Origin of the sequence: Olsenella absiana (genome assembly GCF_036408855.1) — a bacterium.
GTDB classification, from domain to species: domain Bacteria; phylum Actinomycetota; class Coriobacteriia; order Coriobacteriales; family Atopobiaceae; genus Olsenella_K; species Olsenella_K absiana.
In genome coordinates this window covers 38263-62401 of record NZ_JAZGJQ010000013.1, presented here as the reverse complement: position 1 = coordinate 62401, position 24139 = coordinate 38263, and the positions used below count along the sequence as shown (strand labels likewise).

At 69.3% G+C, this 24139-nt stretch carries 17 protein-coding genes and 1 tRNA gene; 4 read left to right on the top strand and 14 right to left on the bottom strand.

Going from position 1 to position 24139, the window contains the following annotated elements; all coding sequences use genetic code 11:
* Positions 1-627: 627 nt before the first annotated feature.
* The 4 genes from VXJ25_RS09100 to VXJ25_RS09085 form a co-directional block, all read right to left on the bottom strand.
* Positions 628-816 carry a hypothetical protein gene (locus tag VXJ25_RS09100; protein WP_330958901.1) on the bottom strand — a complete coding sequence of 63 codons (189 nt, stop codon included), beginning with the start codon at positions 814-816 and terminating at the stop codon, positions 628-630.
* A 77-nt stretch (positions 817-893) separates the two neighbouring features.
* Positions 894-968, bottom strand: a tRNA-Asn gene (locus VXJ25_RS09095).
* A gap of 578 nt (positions 969-1546) precedes the next feature.
* Positions 1547-2758: a hypothetical protein gene (locus VXJ25_RS09090; protein ID WP_330958900.1), complete on the bottom strand. Its 1212-nt coding sequence runs from the start codon at positions 2756-2758 to the stop codon at positions 1547-1549.
* A 58-nt stretch (positions 2759-2816) separates the two neighbouring features.
* Positions 2817-4175 (bottom strand): WG repeat-containing protein, encoded by a 1359-nt coding sequence (locus tag VXJ25_RS09085; RefSeq protein ID WP_330958899.1) that lies wholly within the window; start codon positions 4173-4175, stop codon positions 2817-2819.
* A 116-nt stretch (positions 4176-4291) separates the two neighbouring features.
* Between VXJ25_RS09085 and VXJ25_RS09080 the strand changes: the two genes are divergently transcribed.
* Positions 4292-5458, top strand: coding sequence for a sigma-70 family RNA polymerase sigma factor (locus VXJ25_RS09080; protein ID WP_330958898.1), 1167 nt, complete (start codon positions 4292-4294; stop codon positions 5456-5458).
* Positions 5451-6587: a hypothetical protein gene (locus VXJ25_RS09075; RefSeq protein ID WP_330958897.1), complete on the top strand. Its 1137-nt coding sequence runs from the start codon at positions 5451-5453 to the stop codon at positions 6585-6587. The genes VXJ25_RS09080 and VXJ25_RS09075 overlap by 8 nt, the downstream gene beginning before the upstream one ends.
* 471 nt (positions 6588-7058) lie before the next feature.
* Here the strand turns inward: VXJ25_RS09075 and rpoD are convergent, their stop codons facing one another.
* From rpoD to VXJ25_RS09030, 9 genes are read right to left on the bottom strand one after another with little or no spacing between them, the layout of a single operon-like run.
* The gene (gene rpoD, locus VXJ25_RS09070) at positions 7059-8414 is read right to left on the bottom strand and encodes an RNA polymerase sigma factor RpoD (RefSeq protein ID WP_330958896.1); all 1356 of its coding nucleotides are present in this window, start codon (positions 8412-8414) and stop codon (positions 7059-7061) included.
* Positions 8415-8456: 42 nt separating this feature from the next.
* On the bottom strand, positions 8457-10553 hold the full coding sequence (gene dnaG / locus VXJ25_RS09065) for a DNA primase (protein ID WP_330958895.1): 2097 nt from the start codon (positions 10551-10553) through the stop codon (positions 8457-8459).
* A 1-nt stretch (position 10554) separates the two neighbouring features.
* On the bottom strand, positions 10555-11691 hold the full coding sequence (locus VXJ25_RS09060) for a riboflavin kinase (RefSeq protein WP_330958894.1): 1137 nt from the start codon (positions 11689-11691) through the stop codon (positions 10555-10557).
* Positions 11691-12635: a tRNA pseudouridine(55) synthase TruB gene (gene truB / locus VXJ25_RS09055; RefSeq protein WP_330958893.1), complete on the bottom strand. Its 945-nt coding sequence runs from the start codon at positions 12633-12635 to the stop codon at positions 11691-11693. The genes VXJ25_RS09060 and truB overlap by 1 nt, the downstream gene beginning before the upstream one ends.
* Positions 12632-13699: a DHH family phosphoesterase gene (locus VXJ25_RS09050; RefSeq protein ID WP_330958892.1), complete on the bottom strand. Its 1068-nt coding sequence runs from the start codon at positions 13697-13699 to the stop codon at positions 12632-12634. The genes truB and VXJ25_RS09050 overlap by 4 nt, the downstream gene beginning before the upstream one ends.
* A gap of 31 nt (positions 13700-13730) precedes the next feature.
* Positions 13731-14219: a 30S ribosome-binding factor RbfA gene (gene rbfA / locus VXJ25_RS09045; RefSeq protein WP_330958891.1), complete on the bottom strand. Its 489-nt coding sequence runs from the start codon at positions 14217-14219 to the stop codon at positions 13731-13733.
* A 9-nt stretch (positions 14220-14228) separates the two neighbouring features.
* On the bottom strand, positions 14229-16913 hold the full coding sequence (gene infB, locus VXJ25_RS09040; RefSeq protein WP_330958890.1) for a translation initiation factor IF-2: 2685 nt from the start codon (positions 16911-16913) through the stop codon (positions 14229-14231).
* A gap of 43 nt (positions 16914-16956) precedes the next feature.
* Positions 16957-18216 carry a transcription termination factor NusA gene (gene nusA, locus VXJ25_RS09035; RefSeq protein ID WP_330958889.1) on the bottom strand — a complete coding sequence of 420 codons (1260 nt, stop codon included), beginning with the start codon at positions 18214-18216 and terminating at the stop codon, positions 16957-16959.
* An 18-nt stretch (positions 18217-18234) separates the two neighbouring features.
* Positions 18235-18864: a ribosome maturation factor RimP gene (locus tag VXJ25_RS09030; RefSeq protein ID WP_330958888.1), complete on the bottom strand. Its 630-nt coding sequence runs from the start codon at positions 18862-18864 to the stop codon at positions 18235-18237.
* Positions 18865-19062: 198 nt separating this feature from the next.
* On the opposite strand from VXJ25_RS09030, the gene VXJ25_RS09025 reads away from it, so the two are divergent.
* Positions 19063-20001 carry a LysR family transcriptional regulator gene (locus tag VXJ25_RS09025; protein ID WP_330958887.1) on the top strand — a complete coding sequence of 313 codons (939 nt, stop codon included), beginning with the start codon at positions 19063-19065 and terminating at the stop codon, positions 19999-20001.
* Between the two features lie 252 nt (positions 20002-20253).
* Here the strand turns inward: VXJ25_RS09025 and VXJ25_RS09020 are convergent, their stop codons facing one another.
* Positions 20254-21981: an ammonium transporter gene (locus VXJ25_RS09020; RefSeq protein ID WP_330958886.1), complete on the bottom strand. Its 1728-nt coding sequence runs from the start codon at positions 21979-21981 to the stop codon at positions 20254-20256.
* A gap of 984 nt (positions 21982-22965) precedes the next feature.
* Between VXJ25_RS09020 and VXJ25_RS09015 the strand changes: the two genes are divergently transcribed.
* The gene (locus tag VXJ25_RS09015) at positions 22966-23934 is read left to right on the top strand and encodes a hypothetical protein (protein ID WP_330958885.1); all 969 of its coding nucleotides are present in this window, start codon (positions 22966-22968) and stop codon (positions 23932-23934) included.
* The last annotated feature ends 205 nt before the right edge of the window (positions 23935-24139 follow it).

Genomic DNA, 24139 nt, shown 5'->3' with positions numbered 1-24139 from the left:
CCCAGGGCCCTCCGGAAGGCCGAATTGCACGCCTTGCCGCAACGCTTCCGCCGCATTCTGCAGGACTTGATGCAAACGTTGCGCTTCGGAATGCAGTGTTGCGCTTACAAATTCAATCCACCGTCGTGCGTAATTCTAGGGACGCGTACCGAAAACGACGACCCGGGCGACGGGCGGCTGCCTCGCAGCCACCCAGGCCTCGATCTGCCGCGGCGCCGGCGTCGCTCGCATCGGCACCGGCGTCGCCAGCCGCGACGCCCCTCCCCTCGGGGTTGTTCGACTCGATGAAGTCGCAGGTCTCGGCCACCCCGAACGCGACCGGCTCGACGTCCGCCTTCGTCTAGTCGACGGCAGGCACCACGAACCCCGCCTCGTCAGAGATGCGCCCACTCTGGGCGTCGAGCACGTCCGCGTCGCCGCCCACGAACCCGCCGCCGTGCACGTTTGCAAGCAGGGGCCTGGCGGAGCCATCCGCGTCCGCAGGCAGGCCCCGCGAGGAAGGTCCTTGAACCCGGGGCTGGGGCCGGGGCTAGGACCGTTCGCGGGGCACGCGGTCCTTCTCGACGGACGCGATGCCTCCGTCCGGAGGCATCGCACTCCTCTTGGTGGGCACGCCTTGCAGCGCCCCTACTCGGCCGGCTCCCACTTGCAGCGCACGGGTGACACGATCGCACCGGACTTCTTGAGGGCGGCCATCGCCTTGTCGACGAGCTTGCGGTCGAGCCCGCTCCTCTCGGCGACCTTGCCCGCGTTCAGCGGCTCGCCTGCCGCCTTCATCGTGTCGAGAACGACGTTCATCGCTTCCTGGACGTCCATGCCGCGACCACCCTTCGTTCGAGTCGAGAAATTAGCAAACACCCCAGGTGGCTCAGGCCACCTGGGGTGAATAATTCTGGCTCCCCGGGCAGGGTTCGAACCTGCGACAGGCTGATTAACAGTCAGCTGCGCTACCACTGCGCCACCGGGGAATCGGTGAGTGCGCCGTCTCCGTCGCACGAGTAATTATTATATGGATGCAGTCCCGAGATGCAAGCGGGAATTTGAAATTTCTTCCCGCACGCCAAAACAGGGGTTGCCACCTGCGGAAACTCCGCTAGGCGCGTGCGACGGTCGACGCTGGCGCCACCCCGGCTGCGGGCGCCGCCCCGGCTGTGGGCGCCGCCCCGGCCTTGGGCGCCACCCCGGCGTCGGACTAGTACGGCTTGGCGCGGGCGAGAATCGCGTCATCGAGCATCAGCAGGTGCAGGCGCTCTTCCCCGCCGACCTCGTGGACGGCCGAGAGGAGCATGCAGCACGAGTCGACGCCCATCAGCCGTCCTTATCCGCTCCATGGCATCTGGGCCGTGGCGGCGGAACGTGCTGGCGCGGCCGCTTCTTGCGCAAATCGCTTTTTCCTGACAATTTCTCGAAAATTTGTTCTGATAAAGCGATTTGCTACCCCCTCAAATCGCTTTATCCCGACAATTTCTTTAAGAATTGTCGGGATAAGTGGAATTGCTCGGTTTCATTTATTTCTTTATATTGGCGGATACCGCGGACCCGGCGCCTACCGGCTCGTCGCGCTCTGGGCCTCGGGCACCTCGAGCAGGCCGTCCGAGGGCAGGGGCGACCCCTCCGCCGAGGCGACCTTCAGCACCTTCGTGTAACCGTGCCCGGAGGTCACCTTGCTGTCCGCCCGGAAGGACCAGGCGAAGTCCCTCCCGCTCTTGTCGCCCTTGCCCTGTAGCAGGCCCCCGACGCGGTGGGTCCCGTCCGCGGTGACGAGGTAGTACATCTTCCCGGTCATGGTCGCCGTGTCGGACCTGTCCGTGGGCGCGATGCCGAACAGAGAGCTGCCCCCGTCGACGTCGTGGACCGTGAGGTGCGCCGTCACGGTGCCGTCATCCGCGACGTCGGTCACCTCGAGCTTGCAGCCGTCGTCCTTGAGGTCCTTGTTGTCCGGGTCGACGTACTCGCCCAGCAGGTTCTCGAAGGAGACCTTCGCGGCGCTCGTGTCGGCGCCCTCGAACCACCACCGGTCGGTCCCGAAGGCATACCGGAGGACGTAGGGACCCTCGATCTTCTCGAACCACTGCTCCTTGGGCTCGACCTCTACCCTGCACGTCTGGGCAGCCTCGTCGAACGCCACGCTCGCGCCGGACCCGAAGCGCCCGAGCGGGTCCTGGTCTATCCCGGCGACCGCCCTGAACCTTTCCGTGGCGACGCTCGCGTCCTTGTACTCCCAGGAGCCGGCCCCTCCCTCGTAGGTTGCAACCATGCCGCGCCGCAGCTCCACCTCGCCCGTCGAGCACACGGCGGTAAAGCGCGCGGTCAGCGCGGTGCCGTCCACCTGCTCGGACACGTCCTCGACGCCCTTGAGCGCGAGGTCCTTGTAGCCCCTGGCGAGGTAGGCGTCAGCAGCGAGCGACGCCCCGTCGAGGGCGGCCCTCTTGCAGTCCTCCTTGAGCTGGTCCTCGCCGACCTCGAGCTCCTCCTTCGCGGGCGCAGACGCATCCTCGGACGAGCCTTCCCGTGCGGCCGAGTCGCCGCTCGGCTGGGCGACGCCCGCGCCCGAAGAGCACCCGCCCAGCTGCAGGAGCGCCCCCAGGCCCGTCATGCCGGCGAGCAGCCCGAGCATTCCGCGCCGGCTCACGTCAAACGCGGCTGCGCACCGCTCGCACGTGCGCGTCCCGGCCGTGCGCTGCCCGGCTGCGTGCGTCCCGGCCGTGCGCGTCCCGGCCGTGCACCGAACCTCCACGTCCTTATCCCTTGCAACCATCTTTGGCCCTCCTTCGAATCCGCCTGCCATGACCCGCTGCCCACGCCACAACCCGGGCCTACTCCCCCTCGTAGTTGGGACCCTGCCAGGACGCCAGCCAGTTGCCTGACCGGTCGATCCAACCCTCCCTGTTGGAGGCGTTCTTGGGGTCCCACCACGACCCGACCGCCATGACGAGCGCGAGTCCGTCCACCGTGAAGGCGGAGACGCCGCTGGGCGTCGTCTCCGCGAGCGTCTCCTTGGAGAAGCCCCTGTAGCGGGGCGGGACCACCCAGTCCCCGCTTAGGTCGGCGTAGCCGAAGAGGCCGGTCGTGGGGTCCATCGCGAACGCGAGCCCGTTGGAGACGTTGTTGACCTGCTGGTAGCACGGGGAGACGGCCCAGCTCCCATCCGCGTTGAGCAGGCCCCACCAGCCTCCGGACTCCGCCGGGCAGACCCCGTCGGAGAAGAACCCGGCGTCAGAGATGCCGTCCGCGACCTTGGCGCCCGTCTCGTCGTACACGGCCCCGTCGAAGTAGTAGCGCCCGCCGCGGAGGTCGCGGCCGAGTTCGTCCGCCCGCGCGGTCCCGCGGTCGATCGCCCCCAGCCTGTTGCCGTCGGCGTCGATGACCTCGCAGGTCGAGCGGTCGAGCCCGCGGCCGTCGACGAAGGCGATGGGCGCGTCGTATACGTAGGGCGCGGAGGCGTCCTCGGCCGAGCGCAGCGCCCAGGAGCCGGTGGCGTCGATGCAGGCCCACTTGCCCTCGTCGTTGCCCAGGAACGCGCGCCCGCCGCTGAAGCAGGTCAGGAGCGGCTGCGAGCCGGGGGCATACGCGACCTTGAGGTCGTCGATCACGGTGGCGCCGCGCTCGTCGACGAAGCGCCAGACGTAGTCGCCCCCAGTCGCGAATCGGCAGGCCGCGAGGCCCTCGCTGAGCTCGTAGGCGTCAGCCAGCCTCCCGACCACCACCTCCCCCGCCTTGTTGATGTAGTACCTGCTCCCCATGTCCCCATGGGAGAAGCCGTTGACGGGCAGCAGCCCGGAGTCAAAGACGCCCGGGACCCTGCCGAGGAGGTTGCTGTAGTACAGGTTGTCGTAGGGCGAGACGCGGCTTTCCAGCTCGGAGAACAAGAACTGCGGATCGATGGTCCACTCCCCCCTCGCGTCAACGAACCCCCACGAGGAGAGCGCGCAGGCCGCGTAGAGGGTCGTCTGGTCGCCGGTCGGGCCCACGCCCGTCACGTACGTATCGCCACCGGACGCCGCGGGCGCCTGGCCTGCGGAGGCCTGGCCTGCGGACGCCGCGGGCGCCTGGCCTGCGGAGGCCTGGCCTGCGGACGCCGGCCCCTCGGCGAGGGCGGTCCGCGGGGCGATAGCCGCCGCCGCGAGGGAGCCTCCCAACGCCGCCCCAGCCTCGAGGAACTCCCGCCTTGACATGCCCTTCGCAACCATCGTTTCCCCTCCGTCCGCGCCGCCTTCGCGCGACGCCTCGCGTCGCGCCCATCGCTTGCCCCAAGATACCGGGCGCGCCGGAGATATCGTTGCGCAACAATATGGGAGAAGGACCGCCCGCCCCCAGCGTGGCGGGAGAGGCGGATGCGGCCGTACGGGGGGCATCGGGCGCGCTGCCGCCACTCCCCGCCGGCCCCCGCGCGACGATCGTCGCTATCGAGAAGGCCCACGTCTCCGGTCGGCACGCGGGCGGCGGCCCTCCCGCCGTCTTGCCCAGGGCGCCCGAGGCAGACCCGGCGCGCCGGGATGACCGGCTCGCCCACCTCTCCAGGACCGACGACGGCAAGGTCCTCAAGTCCACGGCGACCTGCTGCCGCGACAAGGCCGCCGAGCCCGTCGCCATCCTCGCGACAGACGGCGACATCTCCCTCGCGCTCGCCGCGCAGGAGGCTCTCGGCAACCTGACGACCACCGGCGAGGCGGCGTGGGCAACGGAACCGGTGCGGGCCACGGAACCGGTACGGGCTGCGGCGAAGCAGCTGACGCCCGGGCCGCGCGTCCTTCTCCCCGACCGGCCACAATACCCGGGAACATTCGTGCCCCGGCCGCATGTTATGGGCAGAGAGGAGGGAGCCATGGGCAACGAAGCAAGGGGCAAGGGCGCGCCGCTGCGATCGGAGGAGTTCCTCGTCAGCGCGATGGAGCGCTTCGGCGGGTCGGTCTACCTGGTCGCGCTCAGCCAGACCCGCTCCGAGCAGGACGCTCAGGACGTGGCGCAGGACGTGTTCGTGCGGCTCTTCTGCAGCACGACGCGATTCGAGAGCGACGAGCACCTAAAGGCGTGGCTGCTGCGGGTGACCATCAACCGCTGCCACGAGCTGTACCGCGGCTTCTGGAGGCGGAGCGTCTCCACCCTGGACGGGGAGCGGGACCTCGACGTGGCGGCGCGCTCCGGCGCCGGCTGCGTCGGTGGCGCCGACGGTGCCGAAGCAGCCGCCGGCCGGCCCGGCGCTCTTGCCGAGGACCCCGCCGACGTGCTGGTTCGCCGGCTGGAGCGCACCCCCGTGTGGTCGGCGGTCGCGCGGCTGCCCAGCGACCAGCGCGCGGCGCTGGTGCTGTTCTACGTCGAGGGGTACAGGTGCGACCAGATCGCGCAGATCATGGGCGTGCGTCCGGCTACGGTTCGCACCAAGCTGCATAGGGCGCGGCTGCGCCTCCGCAAGATGCTGGAGAGGGAGGGCTACGAGGATGGATACGCATATGAGTGACACGCGCAGGGACCGCACGGGCGAGAAGGACGCGCTGGAAGGGCGCGCGGGCGAGGACCGCACGGGCGAGAAGGACGCGCTCGCAGGCGACCCCGTGGCGAGCGAGGTGCAGGAGTTCGCCAGGCTCGGGCGGGACGTGCGGCTCCCCCGGCGCGCGCAGGACTCGGTCCTGAGGGCGGCGCGCGCCATCCGTGACGGGCGCGTCGGGCAGCCTTCGGGCGGGAGCGCGGAAGAGTCCGAGCAGGCGGCTACGGGCGCACAGGCGGCTACGGGCGCGCGGTCGCGCCGTCCCGGGCCGCACCCCCTGACCAGGCGCGGGTTGATCAGGCTGGCCGTCGGCGCGGCCAGCGCCGGCGCCGTCTTCGCCATCGGCTCCGTCTACCGGCGCGGCGGCGACGTCGCGGGGGCCGCGAAGGACGGGTTCGCGCTGCGCGCCTATGCGAACGGCCTGCCGCAGGGCGACGGCAGCTCCGTGCTCGCCGGCCTCGGCAGCGGCGGGTCCGTCTCCGAAGGCGAAGACCGCCGGTGGATGGTGGCCTGCGACATGGACCTGAGCTGCACCGGCGCCGGCATCCGCAGGCTCACGTTCGAGCTGCTGGACGGCTACGCCGACGCAGAGGCCGGCGGCGGTCAGCAGCGGGCGCTGGCGTTCGTGCAGGAGAGCCACCAGGATGTCGGCTTCGGCGAGGAGGTGCCCTACCACCAGAACACGCAGTTCTCGGTCGACTACGACGAGCAGGGCGATGACGAGCTCCTTCCCTACTACCTCACGCGCAAGGTCGTCGCGTGGTTCCCGGCCACCGACGAGATCACGTCGCTCTCCGACGAGATGCGCGGGATGGACCCCGGAGCCGACCTCGACGCCAAGTGGCACAGGCTCATTGCGCTGTGCATGCAGGAGTTCGCGACGATGCTGGCGCAGTCGCGCCTCCGCGTGACGGCGGAGCTCTCCGACGGCACGACCCAGGCGCACGCCTACACCGTCGCACCGGTCGATGACTTCGTCGAGCGCTACGAAGACTTCGAGGCGCGGCGGGAGCAGGCGCCCGCCAGCGGCGCGGACTCGGCCGACGGTGCCGCGGACGGCGTCGACTACCCGCAGCTCTACCTCATCACGCTGGTCGAGTAGGACCTGCGGTCGGGGCGACGTCCGGGCCAGCAGATGCCACGGGCGAGGTGCCGCCGCGCCCCGCTCCGACGGCGCCCCCACGGCGAATCAGCCCCGGGTGCTGAAGCAGAGTGCTGAAACGTAATTACGCACGATTGGCTTTAAGGTTCCTAAAATGCCTGCAAATCCACAAACCCAAACTCAGTCGTGCGTAATTCGGCACCTGCAGGCGGCGTTGGAACCGCGTGTCTGCGGGGCGTCCGGCCGATAAACGAGCGAGAAGGCCCTCGCGCTGCTCGCGCGGGAGCCTTCTCGTGTGCAGTACGTGCCGGCCGAGACGTGCTTGCCGGCCGAGGAGTGCTTGCCGGCCGAGAAGCTGACCCCATAGGTGGGATGAGTAGCGCAAGTGCCGCCCGGCGTGGGCGGCACTTGGGACCGGTTGGGACTCAGTATCTGGTAACGAGGCATCTACCTGCGGTAACGCGGGTCGCCCTACTCCTCCATGTAGTCCTTAAGCCTGCCGGAGCGGCTGGGGTGGCGCAGCTTCACCAGGGTCTTGCTCTCGATCTGGCGGATGCGCTCGCGCGTGACGCCGAACTCGCGGCCGACCTCCTCGAGCGTGCGGGGATGGCCGTCCTCCAGGCCAAAGCGGAACTTGATGACCTTGCGCTCGCGGTCGGCCAGGCCGTCGAGCACCTGGTCGAGCTGCTCGCGCAGCATCGAGTCCGAGGCCGCCTCGGGCGGGGCCACCGCCGTGGAGTCCTCGATGAAGTCGCCGAGCTGGGAGTCCTCCTCCTCGCCGATCGGCGTCTCCAGGGAGACGGGCTCCTGGCTGATTTTCTGGATCTCGCGCACGCGGTCGGCGCTCATGCCCATCTCGGCGCCGATCTCCTCCGGGGTCGGGTCGCGCCCGAGGTCCTGGAGCAGCTGGCGCTGGACGCGAACGAGCTTGTTGATCGTCTCGACCATGTGCACCGGGATGCGGATGGTGCGCGCCTGGTCGGCGATCGCGCGCGTGATGGCCTGGCGGATCCACCAGGTGGCGTAGGTGGAGAACTTGAAGCCCTTGGTGTAGTCGAACTTCTCGACCGCGCGGATGAGGCCGAGGTTGCCCTCCTGGATGAGGTCGAGGAACAGCATGCCGCGCCCCACGTAGCGCTTGGCGATGGAGACGACGAGGCGCAGGTTGGCGCTGATCAGCGCCTGCTTGGCCTCGAGGCCCACCTGTTCGATGCGCATGAGGCGGCGCTGCTCGGCGCGGGTCAGCTCGATGTCGCCGTTCTCCGCGGCCTCCAGCTTCTGCGTCGCCTCGGTGCCCGCCTCGATCTTCATCGCGAGGTGGACCTCCTCGGAGGCGGTGAGCAGGTCGACCTTGCCGATCTCCTTCAGGTACATGCGCACCGGGTCGCCGGTCAGCATGACGGTGGAGGCGTCCGTGCGACGCGCGCGGGCGCGCGAGGAGCGCTTCTTGGAGGTGTGCGGCTTGGTCGACGTGGACCGGAGGGCCTCGCGGACCTCCTTGGTCTCGTTCACGACGCCGGAGTTCTCGTCGTCATCGTCGTCATCGTCGTCGTAGTCGTCCTCGTCCGAGCCGAGGTCGTCATCCAAGTCGGTGTCGTCGTCGCCGACCTCCTCGCCGGAGGAGGAGATGTCGACCCCCTTGGCCCTCACCGCGTCGTAGAGGTCGGAGAGCTCCTCGGAGTCGATGTCGATGTCCTTGACGGCGGCCTGGATGTCGTCCTCGGTCAGCACGCCGCCCGCCTTGGCGGCCTTCTTCTCGAGGTTGGACACGACTTTGTCCAGCTCCGCGGAGAGCTGGACGTCATTCTTGGATTTGTTTGCAGCCACTGATTTCCTTTCGAAAGAAATACGTCGATATGTTACCCAAACTCAGCGGTTCTCAACGTCAGAAAGCCGTCTCGACAATTCGTTCGCATGCCGCTGCATCTCGGTGGCCTCCTCGAACAGCCGCTTGGCGTCGTCGCCCAGGCCGGCGCCCTCCTGTGAGCGCAGCCTGGCGCGAATCTGGCGGATCTTGCGCCTGGTCGAGCACAGCTCCATCGTGTCCAGCACGAACGCCACCTTGTCGGAGAAGGACATCCCCTCCTGGCCGGCCAGCTCCCCCGAGGCCAGGATCCTGGGGGCCTCGGGCACGACGGCGGTGGCCGCCGCGACGACCTCGGCGGGCGCGGTGCCCTCCGGCGTCGCCAGGATCGCCCACGCGATGCCCTCGTGGCGCTCGTCGGTCCACGAGAAGGTCGCGATCCTCTCCGCGTAGGGTCTGAGCTGGTCGGGATAGGCGGCCATCATGCCCAGGAGCTCGCGCTCCGCCGCCACCTGCCTGCGCTCGTCGGCCGAGAGCGCAACCGCCTGCGGGCGAGAAGGACCTCCTCCCCAGGCTCCGCCGGAGCGGCCGTCCCAGGCTCCGCCCGCGGCGAGGTCGCCCTCCGCCTCGGCTGGCACGTAGTCGGTCACGTACTCCGAGCCGGGCTCCTCGTCGAAGCCCGGATACGGCTCCGCGTACGACGCCTGCCCTGGGCCGGCGTACGGCGCCGGGCCCGCCCCGCGGCCGGCACCCGCCCCGCGACCCGCGTACGGCGCCTGCCCGCCGCGCGCGCCGGCGCCCCCGCGCTGCCCGCGCGACCCCGCGCGCGCGGCGCGTGAGGGCGCGGGGCGCACGTCCTCCTCGCCCTGGAACCTCGGGGCCGGGGTCTCACGGATGACGCGCTTGGTCTCGGCCACGTCCATGCCCAGGGCGTCGGCGAGCTGCGTCGCGTAGCCGTCGAGCACGAAGGAGGTCTTGAGCGGCGCGAGCAGCTTGGCCATCTCCTGCAGGGCGGCCACGCGCCTGCCCGGCGAGGCGAGGTCGTAGCCCTCGAGGCGCTTCTCGAACACGAAGTCCATGAGCGGGCGCGCAGACTCGAGGATGGGCCCGAGCTCCTCGGGCTGGTGGGTCGAGAGGAACTCGGCGGGGTCCTGGTCGTCTGGCAGCACGACGCAGCGCAGGTCCGCCTCGGTCTTGTCGATGAACTGGATCGCGCGCTCGGCCGCGCGCTGGCCGGCGGCGTCGCCGTCGAACATGCAGACGATCCGCTTGGCGAAGCGCGAGAGCGTGCGCACGTGGTCGAGGGAGAAGGACGTGCCCAGCGCGGCGACCGCGTTGGTGTAGCCGGCCTCGTGCAGGGAGATGACGTCGGTGTAGCCCTCCGAGACGATGGCCGTGCCCCTGGCCGCGATCGACTCCTTGGCGCGGTCGAACGCGAAGAGGTGCTTGCCCTTGTGGAAGACGCTCGTCTCCTTGGTGTTGAGGTACTTGGGCTTGGCGTCGGTCAGGACGCGCCCGCCGAACGCGATCGTGCGCCCCTGCTCGTCGTGAATCGGGAACATCACGCGGTCGTAGAAGCGGTCGGAGGGGCGGCCGTCGCGCATCACGGCGAGGTCGCAGGCGAGCATCTCCTGGGTGGAGAACCCCTTGGACCTGAGGTGCGCCACGAGCGTGCCGCGCCCCGGCGCGAAGCCCAGGTGCCAGCTCCGGCAGACCGTCGAGCCGAAGCCCCTGCCGCCCAGGTAGCGCCTGCCTGCGTCGGGGCCGGCGCCGCGGCCGCGCAGCAGCATGGTGGAGTAGAACGACTCCGCCTCGCCCAGGCACTCGAGCAGGCGGTTGCGCCGGGGGCCCCTGTGGTTGGGGCCGCGCTCCTCGGAGAGCTCGATCCCGTCGCGCTCGGCCAGGTAGCGGATCGCGTCGGGGAAGTCGAGGCTCTCGCGCTTCATGACGTAGTCGAAGACGTCGCCGCCCGCGCCGCAGCCGAAGCACTTCCACAGGCCGGTCTGGGTGTTGACGTGGAACGACGGGGACTTCTCGTGGTGGAAGGGGCAGCAGCCCCAGAAGTCGGAGGCGCCGCGCTGCCGCAGCTCCACCGTCTCGCTCACGAGCGCAAGGATGTCAGTCGCCTGGCGTACCTTCTCCCTGTCCTCGTCGCTGATCACTTCACACCTCCAGGCCTGACCCGCCCAAGTTCCGCTGCACCCACTCTATGTTCCCAAGGACCACGCGCCTGAGCTCGTCGGTCGAGTCGAACCGCCGCGAGTCGCGCAGGCGCCGCACGAAGACCACGCGCACCGAGCGCCCGTAGAGGTTGCCCGAGAACCCTATGAGGTTCGCCTCCATGAACGCGGGCTTGGGCGCCGAGAAGGTCGGCGGGGCCCCGACGTTGGTCGCCGCCGGCCACGCGCTCGCGCCGGAGACCAGGTAGCACGCGTAGACGCCCTCGCGGGGCAGCGCGTCCAGGGGGTCCGAGACGACGTTGGCCGTGGGGAAGCCGAAGGCGCGGCCCTCCCCCCTGCCGTGCTCCACCACCCCGCGCACGAAGTGGCACCGGCCGAGAAGGACGTTGGCCTCCTCGAGCGAGCCGGCGGCCAGAAGGCCGCGCACCCTGGTCGCCGAGATGGGACTACCGCCGGAGGGCACGAGGTCGTGCGGGAGGACCTCGAAGCCGTAGGCGCGGCCGAGCCCGGCGAGCGAGGAGGGCGTCCCCTCGCCGCCGCGCCCGAAGCTGAAGTTGGTCCCCACGTGCACGGAGACGGGCGCGGCGATCGCGCAGAGCCGGTCGCGCACGAACTCCTCGATCCCGGTGGCCGCGAGCGCGGCGTCGAAGCGGAAGCGCACGACGGCGTCGGCGCCGAGCGCGAGCAGGCCGCGGGCGCGGTCAGCGCAGGAGAGCAGGCGCTCGTTGGGCGCGGGCGCGCCCAGGACCTCGGCCGGGTCCGGGTCGAAGGTGACGGCGACGCAGGGCACGCCGCGGCGCCGGGCGTCTGCGGCGGCGGCGGCGACAAGGGCGCGGTGCCCCAGGTGCAGCCCGTCGAAGGCGCCGATCGCGACGACCGTGCGCTGGCCCCGCTCGAGGCGCACCCCCGGCCTCGCCTCCACGACGGCCCCGGCGAGCTCGCGCTCCTCGCCGCGCACGCCCCAGAAGAGGGAGTCGCGCACGAGGCGGCGGGCGCCGGCCTCGTCGAGCGGCAGCTCCGGGGCGCGGCCCGCCGCGGTGGCGGCCGGGGCGGTCGCGGCGCGCGGGCCCTTATCGGCCGCGGCCGCGGGGCACGGGTCCTTCTCTGCCGGATCTGCCATCAGCGCACCCCCTCGACGCCGTCGGGGAAGTTGACGTCGCAGCAGAGCATGCCGCCGCGACGCCTCCAGACGCCCATGAGCCGGTCCGCGCGGCACAGTGCGACGCGGCCGCCCTCCGGCAGCGCGACCTCCTCGGCGCGGTCGCAGCCGAGCACGCGCCCGACCTCGATGCGCCGGCCGCAGGCGACGTCCGTGGGCTCCTTGCCCACGAGCTCGCGGTACGGCAGGCCGAGCATGGCGGCGGGGTCGAGGCAGCGCTCGGAGACGCGCGCGGCGCCGAGGGCGTCGACCTCCTCCAGCGTGAGGCAGCGCGTGAGGTCCACGCGTCCCGACGAGGTCCTGCGGAGGTTGGAGAGGTGGGCCGCCGTGCCGAGGGCGCGGCCCAGGTCGCGCGCGATGGCGCGCACGTAGGTGCCCTTGGAGACCCGAAGCGCGACCGTCCACTCGGCGGGAGCCACGGCGACGAGCTGTGCGGAGAAGACCTCGATCTCGCGCGGCTCGAGCTCGACCTCCTTGCCGGAGCGAGCGAGCGCGTAGGCGCGCTTGCCGTTGACGGAGATCGCGGAGTAGGCGGGCGGCACCTGGCTGTGCCTGCCCACGAGCGACGCCACGGTGCGCTCCGCGAAGGCGCGGTCGGCCAGCTCGGCCGGCACCGGGGCCTCGCGGACGGGGCGCCCCTCGGCGTCGTCCGTGTCGGTCTCCACGCCGAAGGAGACCTCGGCGACGTAGGTCTTCTCCTCCGCCGTGAGCAGGCCCATGAGCCTGGTCCCCTGGCCCACGCCCACGACCATGACGCCGGAGGCGGCAGGGTCGAGGGTGCCGGCATGGCCGACCCTGCCCTCGCCGAGCGAGCGCCTCACGCGCATCACCACGTCGTGGCTGGTCATCCCCAGGGGCTTGTCGACCCCCAGGAGCAGGTTGAGCCCGCTCTTGCCCCTCCTCACTCGGCCTCCCCCTCCGAAGCCGCGCCCTCGACGAGCTCGGTCAGCATCGGCATGACGGTCGAGAAGGCCTCGTCCACGTCGCCCTCGATGGTGAAGCCGGCGGCCGCCTTGTGCCCGCCACCGCCGACGCGCTGCGCCACCTGGGCCACGTCGAGCTCTCCCTTGGAGCGGAGGTTGCCCCTCACGCGCCCGCCAGGCACCTCCTTGAGGAAGAGCGCGACCTCGGAGCCGGCGACGCTGCGGACGTCGTCAATGAGGCCGTCGGACTCGTCGAGGTCCGCGCCCGTGCGCTCGAAGTCGCTCGCCGTCGCGTAGCTATAGGCGATCCTGCCCTTCTCGAAGGTCACGATGCGCCCCAGCACCAGCGACTCAAGGTGCAGGTACTGCAGGCGGAAGCTCTGGTAGACGTTGAGCGAGACGAGCGCGGGGTTGGCGCCCGCCTCCACCAGCCCGCTCGCCACGCGGAAGGCCTCGGCGTCGGCGTTCTGGTACTGGAAGCGGCCCGTGTCCGTGGAGATGGCGCAGAAGAGGCACTGCGCCATGTCGGGGGTGACCTCCACGCCGAGGAAGCGGACGAACTCCGTGACGATGACGCCGGCCGCGGCCGCCTCGGGGCGGATCACGTAGGCGTCGCCGAAGGGCTCCTCGCAGGGGTGGTGGTCGATGATGGCCACGTGCGGGGCAGCCTCGCAGATGGGCCGCGCGTTGTTGAGGCGCGAGAGGGCGGAGAGGTCCACGACCACGAACAGGTCGGGGACGCGGTCGTACTCGCTCGCCCTCACGAAGCCGTCGGAGCCCGGCAGGAACCGGTAGATCCTGGGCACCGGCGCGTCGTCGGCGAGCAGGTTGACCACCTGCTTCTCGGGCCAGCGCTCCCTGATCGCGAGCGCGAGCGCCAGCCCCGAGCCGAGCGCGTCGCCGTCCGGGGAGGTGTGCGCGCAGATCGCGACCTCCCCCGCCCCCTCGACGAGGGCGGCGATCCGGGCGAACCCGCGCTCCTGCTCCTCGAGCCCCTCGACGTCGCCTTGGGGCGCCCCCTGTGTCTGAGCCCTGTCTTCCGCCATGTCCCTCGCCATGCTCCTAGTCCTCTTCGGCCTACTCGGCTGCGGGCGCGCAGGCGCTGCCTGCGGCGCCGTCCGGCGCGTCGTCGGCGCCACCGGCCGCAGCAGCCCCGCTGTCCTCGGCTGCGCCCGCCCCGTCGCCGGCGGCGACGGGGTAGCCGTTCTCGTCCTTCTCCACGCCGATGGTCGGCGGGACGTTCTGGAGAGCGCGCGTGATGCGCTCCGCCTCGTCGGCCGTCGTGTCGATCTGGAAGATCAGCTCCGGCGTCACGCGCCACCCGAGCGCGTGACCGAGCAGGGAGCGGATCCTGCCCTTGGCGCGCTCGAGCGCCTGGGAGACCGACTCGTAGCGGTCGCTCTCGCAGCTCACGTAGGCCCGGAGGACCGACTTGTCCACCGACACCTCCACCCCCGTCAGGGTGACAAGGGCGAGCTCGGGGTCGGCGACCTCGAACAGGAGGATGCTGGCGAGCTTCTCGCGCGCCTGCTCGTTCACGCGGCGCGAGTTGCGGTTCTGCTTCATCTGGACCACCTACTCGGTACGGGCGACCTGCTCGATCTTGTAGGACTCGATCACGTCGCCGATGTGGATGTCCTGGAAGTTCTCGAGGCCGATGCCGCACTCGAAGCCGGCCTTGACGCTCTTGACGTCGTCCTTGTAGCGCCTGAGCGAGGCGATCTTGCCCTCGTAGACCACGATGCCGTCGCGGACGAGCCTGCACAGGTCGTCGCGGGAGACCTCGCCCTCCTGGACCATGCAGCCGGCGGCCATGCCGACCTTGGGGACCTTGAAGGTGTTGCGGACCTCGATCGTGGCGGTCTGGACCTCCTGCTCGGTCGGCTTGAGCATGCCGATGCGGGCGGCGTCGATGTCCTCGATGGCCTTGTAGATGACGGAGTAGGTGCGGATCTCCACGCCGTCGCGCTCGGCGGCCGCGCGGGCCTTGGCCTCCGGGCGCACGCCGAAGCCGATGATGATGGCGTTGGAGGCGTCGGCGAGGATGACGTCGGTCTCGGTGATGGCGCCGACCGCGGAGTGGATCACGTTGATCCTGACCTCGGACTGGTCCATCTTGTTGAGCGAGTCCACGAGGGCCTCGATCGAGCCCTGGACGTCCGCCTTGATGATGAGGTTGAGCTCCTTGACCTCCTGGTCCTCCATGGTCGCGAAGAGGTTCTCGAGGGTCACGTGCTTGACCTTGTTCTGCTCCTCGATGCGGGCCTTGAGGGCGCGGGACTCGGCAAGCTCGCGCGCGTCGCGGTCGTCCGTGAAGACGCGGAACTCGTCGCCGGCCATAGGGACGCTCGCCAGGCCGAGGATCTCGACGGGGTCGGAGGGCCTGGCCTCCTTGACGTTCTGGCCCTTGGGGTTGAGCATGGCGCGGACGTGGCCGTAGCTCGTGCCCGCCACGACGGCGTCGCCCACGTGCAGGGTGCCGCGGTTGACGAGGACGGTCGCGACCGAGCCGCGGCCGCGGTCGAGCTTGGCCTCGAGCACGAAGCCGGAGGCGAAGGTGTCCGGGTTGGCCTTGAGCTCCAGGACGTCGGCCTCGAGGAGGACGGACTCGAGCAGGTTGTCGATGCCGAGGTGCTTCTTGGCGGAGATGTCGCAGAAGATGTTCTCGCCGCCCCACTCCTCGGGGATGATGCCGTACTCGGTCAGCTCCTGACGGACGCGCGTGGGGTCTGCGCCGGGCTTGTCGATCTTGTTGACGGCGACGATGATGGGCACGTTTGCCGCCTTGGCGTGGTTGATCGACTCGATGGTCTGCGGCATGACGCCGTCGTCGGCAGCAACGATCAGGATGACGATGTCGGTCACCTTGGCGCCGCGGGCGCGCATGGCGGTGAAGGTCTCGTGGCCGGGCGTGTCGATGAAGGTGATGACGCGGCCGTTGATCTTGACCTGCGAGGCGCCGATGGCCTGCGTGATGCCGCCGGCCTCGCCCTCGGCGACGCCCGTGTGGCGGATCGCGTCGAGCAGCGACGTCTTGCCGTGGTCGACGTGGCCCATGACGGTGACGACGGGCGGACGGGGCTTCAGGTCCTTGGGGTCGTCGTAGAAGGAGAAGGAGTTCTCCTCCTCCTTGGTCATGATCTTGACGTCGCGGTGCAGGTCGTCGGCGACGAGCTCGATGAGGTCGTCGGACATGGACTGGGTCATCGTGAGCGGCGTGCCGAGAAGGAACAGGCGCTTGATGATGTCGTTCGCGGGGACCTTGAGGAGGTCGGCGAGCTCTGCGACCGTCGAGCCCTGCGGCACCTTGATGGTGTCGAGCTGCGAGAGGTCCTGGTCGTTGGCGATGGCCTTCTCGATGCGGGCCTCCTGCGCGGCCTCCGCCTGCTGCTTCTTGCGGCGCTCCTTGCGCTTGCGCCTGCGGCCGGCGGACTCCTCGGTGGCCTCCTTCACGGCCTCGCGGGCGTCGGCGAGCACGCGCTCGCGGTTGTACTCCTCCGCCTCGCGCGCCATGCGGCTGTAGCGGTCCTCGCCCTCGCCGGAGCGACGGGAGCCCTTGTGGCCGTGGCCGTGGCCGCGCCCGGCCGCGTCGCGCTCGGAGGGCGCCTCAGCCGCGCCGCGTGCGCCGGAGCGATCGGCGCCGCCGCGCCTGCCGTGGCGGGAGTCGTCGCCTTCGCCCTCGCCCCGCTGAGAGCGGGAGCGCCTGTCGCCGGAGCGGGCCTCGCGGGCCTCCTCCTTGGCGCGCTCCTTCGCGCGCTTCTCCTCCTCGGCGCGCTCCTTCATGATCTTGTCCTGCTGGGCGATCTGCTCGAGCAGGCTCGTGAAGGACGGCACGGACTTGGGGGCGTTGTCGCGGACGCGGTTGCGCTCGGCCTCCTCGGCGGCACGCTTCTCCTCGGCTGCGCGCTCCTCCTCGGCCTTCTTGCGCGCGGCCTCGGCGGCTGCGCGCTTGCGCTCCTCCTCGGCGCGCTCGGCCTCGCGGCGCTTCTCGGCCTCGAGGCGCTCGGCCTCGGCCTTGGCCTTGGCCTCGGCCTCCTCCTTGGCCTTGGCCTCCTCCTCGGCCCTCTTCTGGGCCTCGATCTCCTGGGCGCGGGCCTCGAGGATCGGCTTCAGCTTCTTGCGGACGATGGAGACGTAGGCGTCCTCCAGGGTGGAGGAGGCGGACTTTGCGGGGATCTTCATCTCGCGGAGGTGGCCGAGCATCTCCTTGCTGCTCATGCCGTACTCCTTGGCGAGGTCATGTACGCGAGTTTTGGCCATTTATCAACCTTCCAGACGATGCGGGCTCGGTGGGCGCCGCGGGTTAGATCAGGGAGTCGGGGTCGTTGGAGACGTCGTCCGTGCCGAGCTCCATGAGCTTCTCATGGATGCCGCAGTACTTGGACCCGGGACGCGCCATGTTGCGGCACTGGATCCCGGTCGGGCCGACGTACTCGCAGCGATGGCCGTCCTCGTCCTCCTCGTCGAGGAGGTCGGCCTCGGGGCGCTGGGGAAGGTCGTGCAGGATGTCCTTGGCGAGCGACTCGTTCTTGATGTCGATGTGGTAGCCGGTGAGGCGGGCGGCCAGGCGGGCGTTCTGACCCTCCTTGCCGATGGCCAGCGAGAGCTGGTCGTCGGGCACGATGACCGTGGCGTGGTTGTCCTCGGGATCGACGAGCACGCGGGAGACGCGCGCCGGCGAGAGGGCGTTGGCGACGCAGCGGGCCGGGTCGTCGCTCCACAGCACGACGTCGACGCGCTCGCCGCGCAGCTCGGAGACGACCGTGCGCACGCGGGAGCCCTTGGGGCCGACGCAGGCGCCCACCGGGTCGAGGTGGCTGTCGAGCGAGGAGACCGCGACCTTGGAGCGGATACCCGGCTCGCGGGCGACCGAGCGGACCTCGACGATGCCGTCGTAGACCTCGGGCACCTCGAGCTCGAAGAGGCGCTTAATCAGGTCGGGGTGGGTGCGCGAGATCACGATGGGCGGCCTCTGGCGCTCGCCGCGGACGGGCGGCTGGGTGCTGTTGGGGTCCCTCACCTCTACGATGACCGCCTTCAGGCGCTGGTTGTGGGAGTAGTGCTCCCCCACCGGGCGCTCGTTGCGCTCCTCGGGGTAGCGCCTGAGGTCGAAGTGGGGCAGCTCAGCCTCGACGCCCTCGCGGATCTTCACGATCGTGAAGTCCGGCGTGGACTGCAGCACGGTGCCGGTGATGATGTCGCCGACGCGCTGGGAGAACTCCTCGTAGATCTGCTGGCGGGCGGCGTTACGCACGATGGCGTTGATCTCGGCCTTGGCGTGCTGGGCCGCGATGCGGCTCGTGCCCTTGGGCGTCACGTCCTCCTCGTCGAACTCGGTGTACTCGCCGGTTTCCTCGTCGAAGGAGTCGTCGCGCGGGATGAGCTTGTAGACGTAGACCTTGCCGGTCGCGCGGTCGATCGTCACCTTGGCGCCGAAGTCGAGGTGCAGGACCTCGGCGTAGCTCTTGGCGAGGGACTGCTCGAGGCGGTCGAGCAGGTACAGCTCGTCGATATGCTTCTCCTGGCAGAGGGCCATGAGAGCTTCCATCATCTCAGATGCCATGAAATCGGTTCCTTCCCTCTATTCCGAGGCCTGGCCGGACGTGCCGCCGGCGGCCTTGTCCTTCTTGCTGGCGCCCGGCTCGGGGCCGGCGTCCTTCTCCCCCGCCGCGGGCCTGCCGGCGCCGGCGGCCTTGCGCTTGCCGGGGCCCTTGCCCGGCTTGGGCTTGGGGTCGAGGTCGGGCTTCACGTTGCACGACGCGACCTCCTCGAGCGGGAACGAGACGTCGCCCTCATCGCAGCTGAGGAGCACCCTGCCGTCCTCGAAGCCGACCAGCCTGCCCGTGTAGTGGCGCCGGCCCTCGCGGGCGCGCGTCTTGAGCGAGACCTGCTCGCCTGCGAAGCGCTCGAAGTCATGCGGGCGCCGAAGCGGCCTCGAAAGGCCGGGCGAGGAGACCTCGAGCGTGAAGGAGCTACTCACGGGGTCCATCTCGTCGATCAGCTCGGAGATCCAGGCGGTCTCCGCCGTGACCTCGTCGAGCGAGATCGACGGGGCAGACTCGTCGGCGTGGTCGATGCGCACGCGGACGGTCGGCGCACCGCTCGCGCCGACCACCTCGACGCTCACGATGTCGACGTCGTGGGCAGGCGCCTCCTGCTCGAGGCGAGCGAGGATGCGCTCCGCCAGGGCGTCAAAGGTTGCCGCAGACATTGGCCGTCCCTCCCATCCGGGTGCCTTGCACCCCTGCGCTACATACAGAAAGGAAGCGGGGCGAAAGTTCCACCCCACTTCCTTACAGCTACCTACATAGTCCATTGCACTATAACACGGGTTTCTCGCAAGTCAAGGACATGTGGAGGAAAACCGCCGGCTTTGGCTAGACTGGTGCGAGAGAGAAAGCGAGCGAACATGACCCTACGCCAGCTCAGGTACCTCATCGCCGTCGCGGAGCGCGGCTCGATAAACGCGGCCGCCCAGGGGCTCTACACGACCCAGTCCAACGTCTCGGCCTCCATCCAGGAGCTCGAGGAGGAGCTGGGGATCACCGTCTTCAACCGGACCAACCGCGGCGTCACGCTCACGACCGAGGGCACGGAGCTGCTCGGCTACGCGCGCCAGGTGGTCGAGCAGGCCGACATGCTCGAGGCTCACTACCAGGGTTCCGGCAAAGACGCCCTGCGCCTGTCCGTCTCCACCCAGCACTACGCCTTCAGCGTGCAAGCCTTCATCAACCTGCTCGACGAGTGCGAGGACGCGGACTACGACCTCACCATGCGCGAGACCTCCACCGGCCAGATCATCGACGACGTGGCGAGCTTCCGCAGCGAGGTAGGGATCCTCTACCTCGACTCGTACAACTCGCACGTGCTGGGCAAGGCCTTCCGCGACGCGCGGCTCGTCTTCGAGCCGCTCTTCGAGGCGGGGGTGCACGTCTTCGTGGGCGAGAAGAACCCGCTCGCCAGGAAGGACCTGATCGAGCTCTCCGACCTCGAGGGGCTCACGCGCTACTCCTTCGAGCAGGGTCGCGAGAACTCCTTCTACTACTCCGAGGAGCCCCTGAGCTACCTGCCGCACGCCAAGAACATCCGCATCTCGGACAGGAGCACCCTCACCAACCTGCTCATCCACCACAACGGCTACACGCTCGCGACGGGCGTGCTCACGAGCGCGATGCAGCAGGGCATCGTGTCGGTGCCGCTCGACACCAGCAGGACCATGCGGGTGGGCTACCTCATGCACCGCGACCGCAAGCCCTCGCGGCTTCTGCTCGCCTACATCGACGAGCTCAAGCGCATCGTGCGCGAGAACCCCACCATCTCGGCGGCGCCGGACCGGTCCAAGGAGTAGCCGCCGGAACGCGACCGGCGGCGCGCTGCGACCGGCGGCGTGCTGCGGCACCGACGCAGAGAGGGGCCGCCGGTCGCGTCGGGTGACGCGGCCGGCGGATCTGGTGCCCGTCGGGGAGGTCGACGGGCGGGCGGGTTCTGCGGACGTTCTGCGCGCGGGTCCTTCTCCCCTGCCGTCTGCGCCGGGAGACTGTCCCAGGTGCGGACCCCGATTCGTGCGGGCAACGCGACGCTGGTCGGGGTGTGCCCGGGCCTACGCGTCCTGGTCGACCAGGGCCTCGAGGTCCTGCTCGCCCGTGCGGACCTTGACCACGCGCTCGACGCCGTAGACGAAGATCTTGCCGTCGCCGATGTGGCCGGTGTAGAGGACCTTCTTGGCGCAGTCGATCACGCGCTGGGCCGCAATGCTGCCGACGATGACCTCGACCTTGGTCTTAGGCAGGAAGCGGGCGTCGATCGGGAGGCCACGGTACATGGCGTTGGCGCCCTTCTGGATGCCGAAGCCGGTGACGTGGGACACGGTCATGCCGGTGACGCCGAGCTTGTTGAGCTCGACCTTGAGCGGCTCGACCATCGACGCCTTGCACATGATGGTCACGTTGTGCATGGTGCCGGGCTTGGTGAGGTCGGGCTCGCCGATGACCTTGACGGCGGCGTCGCGCTTGGCGGGGCTGGCTGCCTCGTAGCTGGGCTCGCCGAGGTCGGTGCCCTCGTTGGGGTCGACGATGTCGAGGTTGGCGTAGGTCGGGTCGGAGATGGCGAAGCCGGAGTAGGCGGTGGGCAGGCCGTGCTCGGCGTAGTCCAGGCCGTCGATCTCGATCTGCTCGGGGACCCTGAGGCCGATGGTCTTGTCGATGATGGTGAAGATCACGAACATCACGACGAGGACGTAGGCGCCGACGGCCAGGATGCCGAGGAGCTGGACGCCGAGGGCGGCGGGGCCGTAGCCGTAGAACAGACCGGTGGAGGTGGAGAAGAGGCCGACGGCGAGGGTGCCCCAGGCGCCGTTGACGCAGTGGACGGAGATGGCGCCGACGGGGTCGTCGATCTTCGCGACCTTGTCGAAGAACTCGACGGAGAGCACGACCAGGATGCCGGCGACAAGGCCGATGAAGAAGGCGCCGAAGGGGTCGACAACGTCGCAGCCTGCGGTGATGGCGACGAGGCCGGCGAGCGAGGCGTTGAAGGTGAGGGAGACGTCGGGCTTGCCGTAGCGGACCCAGGTGAAGATCATCGCGGCGACGGTGGCGACGGCGGCGGCGAGGTTGGTGTTGAAGGCGATCAGGCCGGCGGAGACGAGGGTGTCGTCGCCGGTGAGCGAGACGGTGGAGCCGGTGTTGAAGCCGAACCAGCAGAACCAGAGGATGAAGACGCCGAGGGCCATGGCCGTCATGTTGTGGCCGAGGATGGCGCGGGGGTTGCCGTCCTTGTCGTACTTGCCGATGCGGGGCCCGAGCATCGCGGCGCCGAGGGCGGCCGTGGTGCCGCCGACGAAGTGGACCGCGAGGGAGCCGGCGAAGTCGTGCAGGCCGAGCGCGGAGAGCCAGCCGCCGCCCCAGATCCAGTGGCCGGAGATCGGGTAGACGATCAGGCTGATCGCGGCGGAGTAGAGGCAGTAGGCCTTGAAGTTGGTGCGCTCCGCCATGGAGCCGGAGACGATCGTGGCAGCCGTCGCGCAGAAGACGGTCTGGAAGATGGCGTAGACAAGGACCGGCAGGCCGCCGAAGTCGTAGCTCCCCAGGATGAAGGGGTCGAAGCGGCCGATCAGGGCGCCAGTGCCGCCGAACATGAGGCCGAAGCCGACGACCCAGTAGCACGGCGTTCCGATGCAGAAGTCCATGAGGTTCTTCATCAGGATGTTGCCAGTGTTCTTGGCGCGCGTGAGCCCTGCCTCGCAGAGCGCGAAGCCGGCCTGCATGAAGTAGACAAGGAACGCGCCGACCAACGTCCAACCAACATCGACTGAGCTAAAGATACCCATACGATCCTCCCTTGGGTACGGAGCCTCTTGGCTCGCTTCTGTCGGCGGCCCTCGGAGACCTGCGCGGCGCGGGCGCGGCGCGGGGCGGCCCCGGCCTCGCTGGCGATGCCTCGCAGGTGAGGGGCTTGCCGACCGGACGCTGACAGAGTGCCACGGAGGACGTTTCGTGGAGTTTTCGCCGACGCGGTTTTACTGGAGTGCAAGGGGGGCTACATGCGCCCGTAACACTGTTAACCAGGCCTGAAGCTGGGATTATACGGACGAGTCACCATTGTTTCTGAAACGTTGTGCGATGCTTTCGGCGTGCTTTCGCGCGCGAAGGCGGGGTTCGGTGGAGCTAGGCGGACAGACGTAGACGCTTGGGGGGAACCACGTGGGTTCGGCCAGGGAGGAGAACAGCCCCGGCGCAGCCACGCGGGCCACGGCGTGCATCCTTCCGAGTTGTGGACGGCTCCCCGTGCGGCCGGGCGCCCCCGGGGCGCCGCGGGCGGGCCCCCGGGCGCGGCGGGACGGGCGCGACCCCAGGAAGCACGTGCGCCGGGCGGGCCGCGGGGGCGGCCGGAGGCAGCGGGGGCGGCCCCGACCCGTCCACAAGTCCGAAAGGCGCACGGGCGCGCGGGCGGGGTTGCGCCGCGGGGCCGCGGGGCGGCCGCCGGCCCGTGCCGAGCCGGATGACGGGCAGCGGGGCGGAGACGGCCTCGGGCCATCCACAAACCCGAAAGGCGCACATATCAATAGTGAGATCTGCGATGGACCCCTTGCCGTTGCCCCCGAGCCCTTTGTACACGTCCACGACCTCGCCCTGATCACCGTTCGCGCAGAATTGGCGGCTTGTCTAAGCCGTGGTTCGCATGATGCGGGGACCATCTGCACCGCCAGGGCTCACTTGCGGTGCGCTGGCACAAAACAAGCATCAATCTTTTATCTTGCTTTTTGTGTTTACGCAGGTTATAAGGGTAATCCTAATGAATGGAGGATATGCCAATGGAAGCTATTCTCTGCGATGGAAGCGCCCTTCACTACTGGAGAACTCATGTTGACGCTACGGCTTCCACCCTCGGTAGAGGGCCGCTTCTTCCGAAGCGCCGCGGCCGCCTCTGTGTCGACGCCCCTTCCGCGGCGATCGTCAGGGACGTAAAGGAGCTAGGCCTCTGCGGAGACGGGACCGTCTGTCTTCTTGTCGGCAAGACTTCCTCGAAGCGAAAACTCAAGGGAGCGCGCGTCAGGGTCATCTCGAGCGAGGTTCCGAGCCGTTCCCTCGTACGTGTGACGGGGGACCTTTACGTGGTGACGCCTGAGCTGCTGTTCCTCATGGCGGCATCCAAGATGTCGCTTGTCCGACTGCTCGAGCTTGGACACGAGCTTTGCGGCACCTACAGGATGACGGGCTCGGGACCGACGTACAACACCGAACCACTTACCTGCGTCTCGTCCATCAGGAGCTATGTCAAGAAGGCGAAAGGCATCCGTGGAAGAGAACGCGCCCTGGTCGCCTGTAAGTATCTGGCTGACAATTCGGGCTCGCCGGCGGAGACAGCGCTCTCGATCATGTTCCGGCTTCCCTTGTACTACGGTGGATACGGCCTCGGTAATCCGCTGCTCAACCACAGGATCACTTTGAACAAGGGGGCGTCGCGACTTCTTGGAGGCCAGATGACGATAAGGCCCGACTTCTATTGGAGCCGGGCCCGATATCCTGTCGAGTACGACGGCACGCTCTACCACTCGACTAAGGCCGAGAACGACGCCGACGAGCGTCGCCGAAACGCCTACGCCGCCCTCGGCATGGGCGTAACCGTGGTGAAGCCAAGACACCTGCGACGCGTCGACCTGCTAGACGAAATCGCGGGAGCTATTCGGAAGAACACGGGCATTCGCGCCTACCGCCTTCCAGCCAATTACGCGGAAACTCACCATAGGCTATTCATGGAGGCTTGCCGCTACTGGGCGTAGCCTTGCTACTGGGCGTAGCCTTCGCGTGGTGGCGAGCCGAGGGAAGGCCTTACGCCTTCAGCTCTAGCCAGTTCCTGTTCGCGAGGCCATTCCACAGCTCGGGCCAGCGACGCGATGCCGAAGCCGCCGCCAGGAACCAAAGAGCGACAGCCAAGGATGGCAGCAAAGGCTCCACTCGGCCCGCATAGCTGCGGAACAAGCGGGG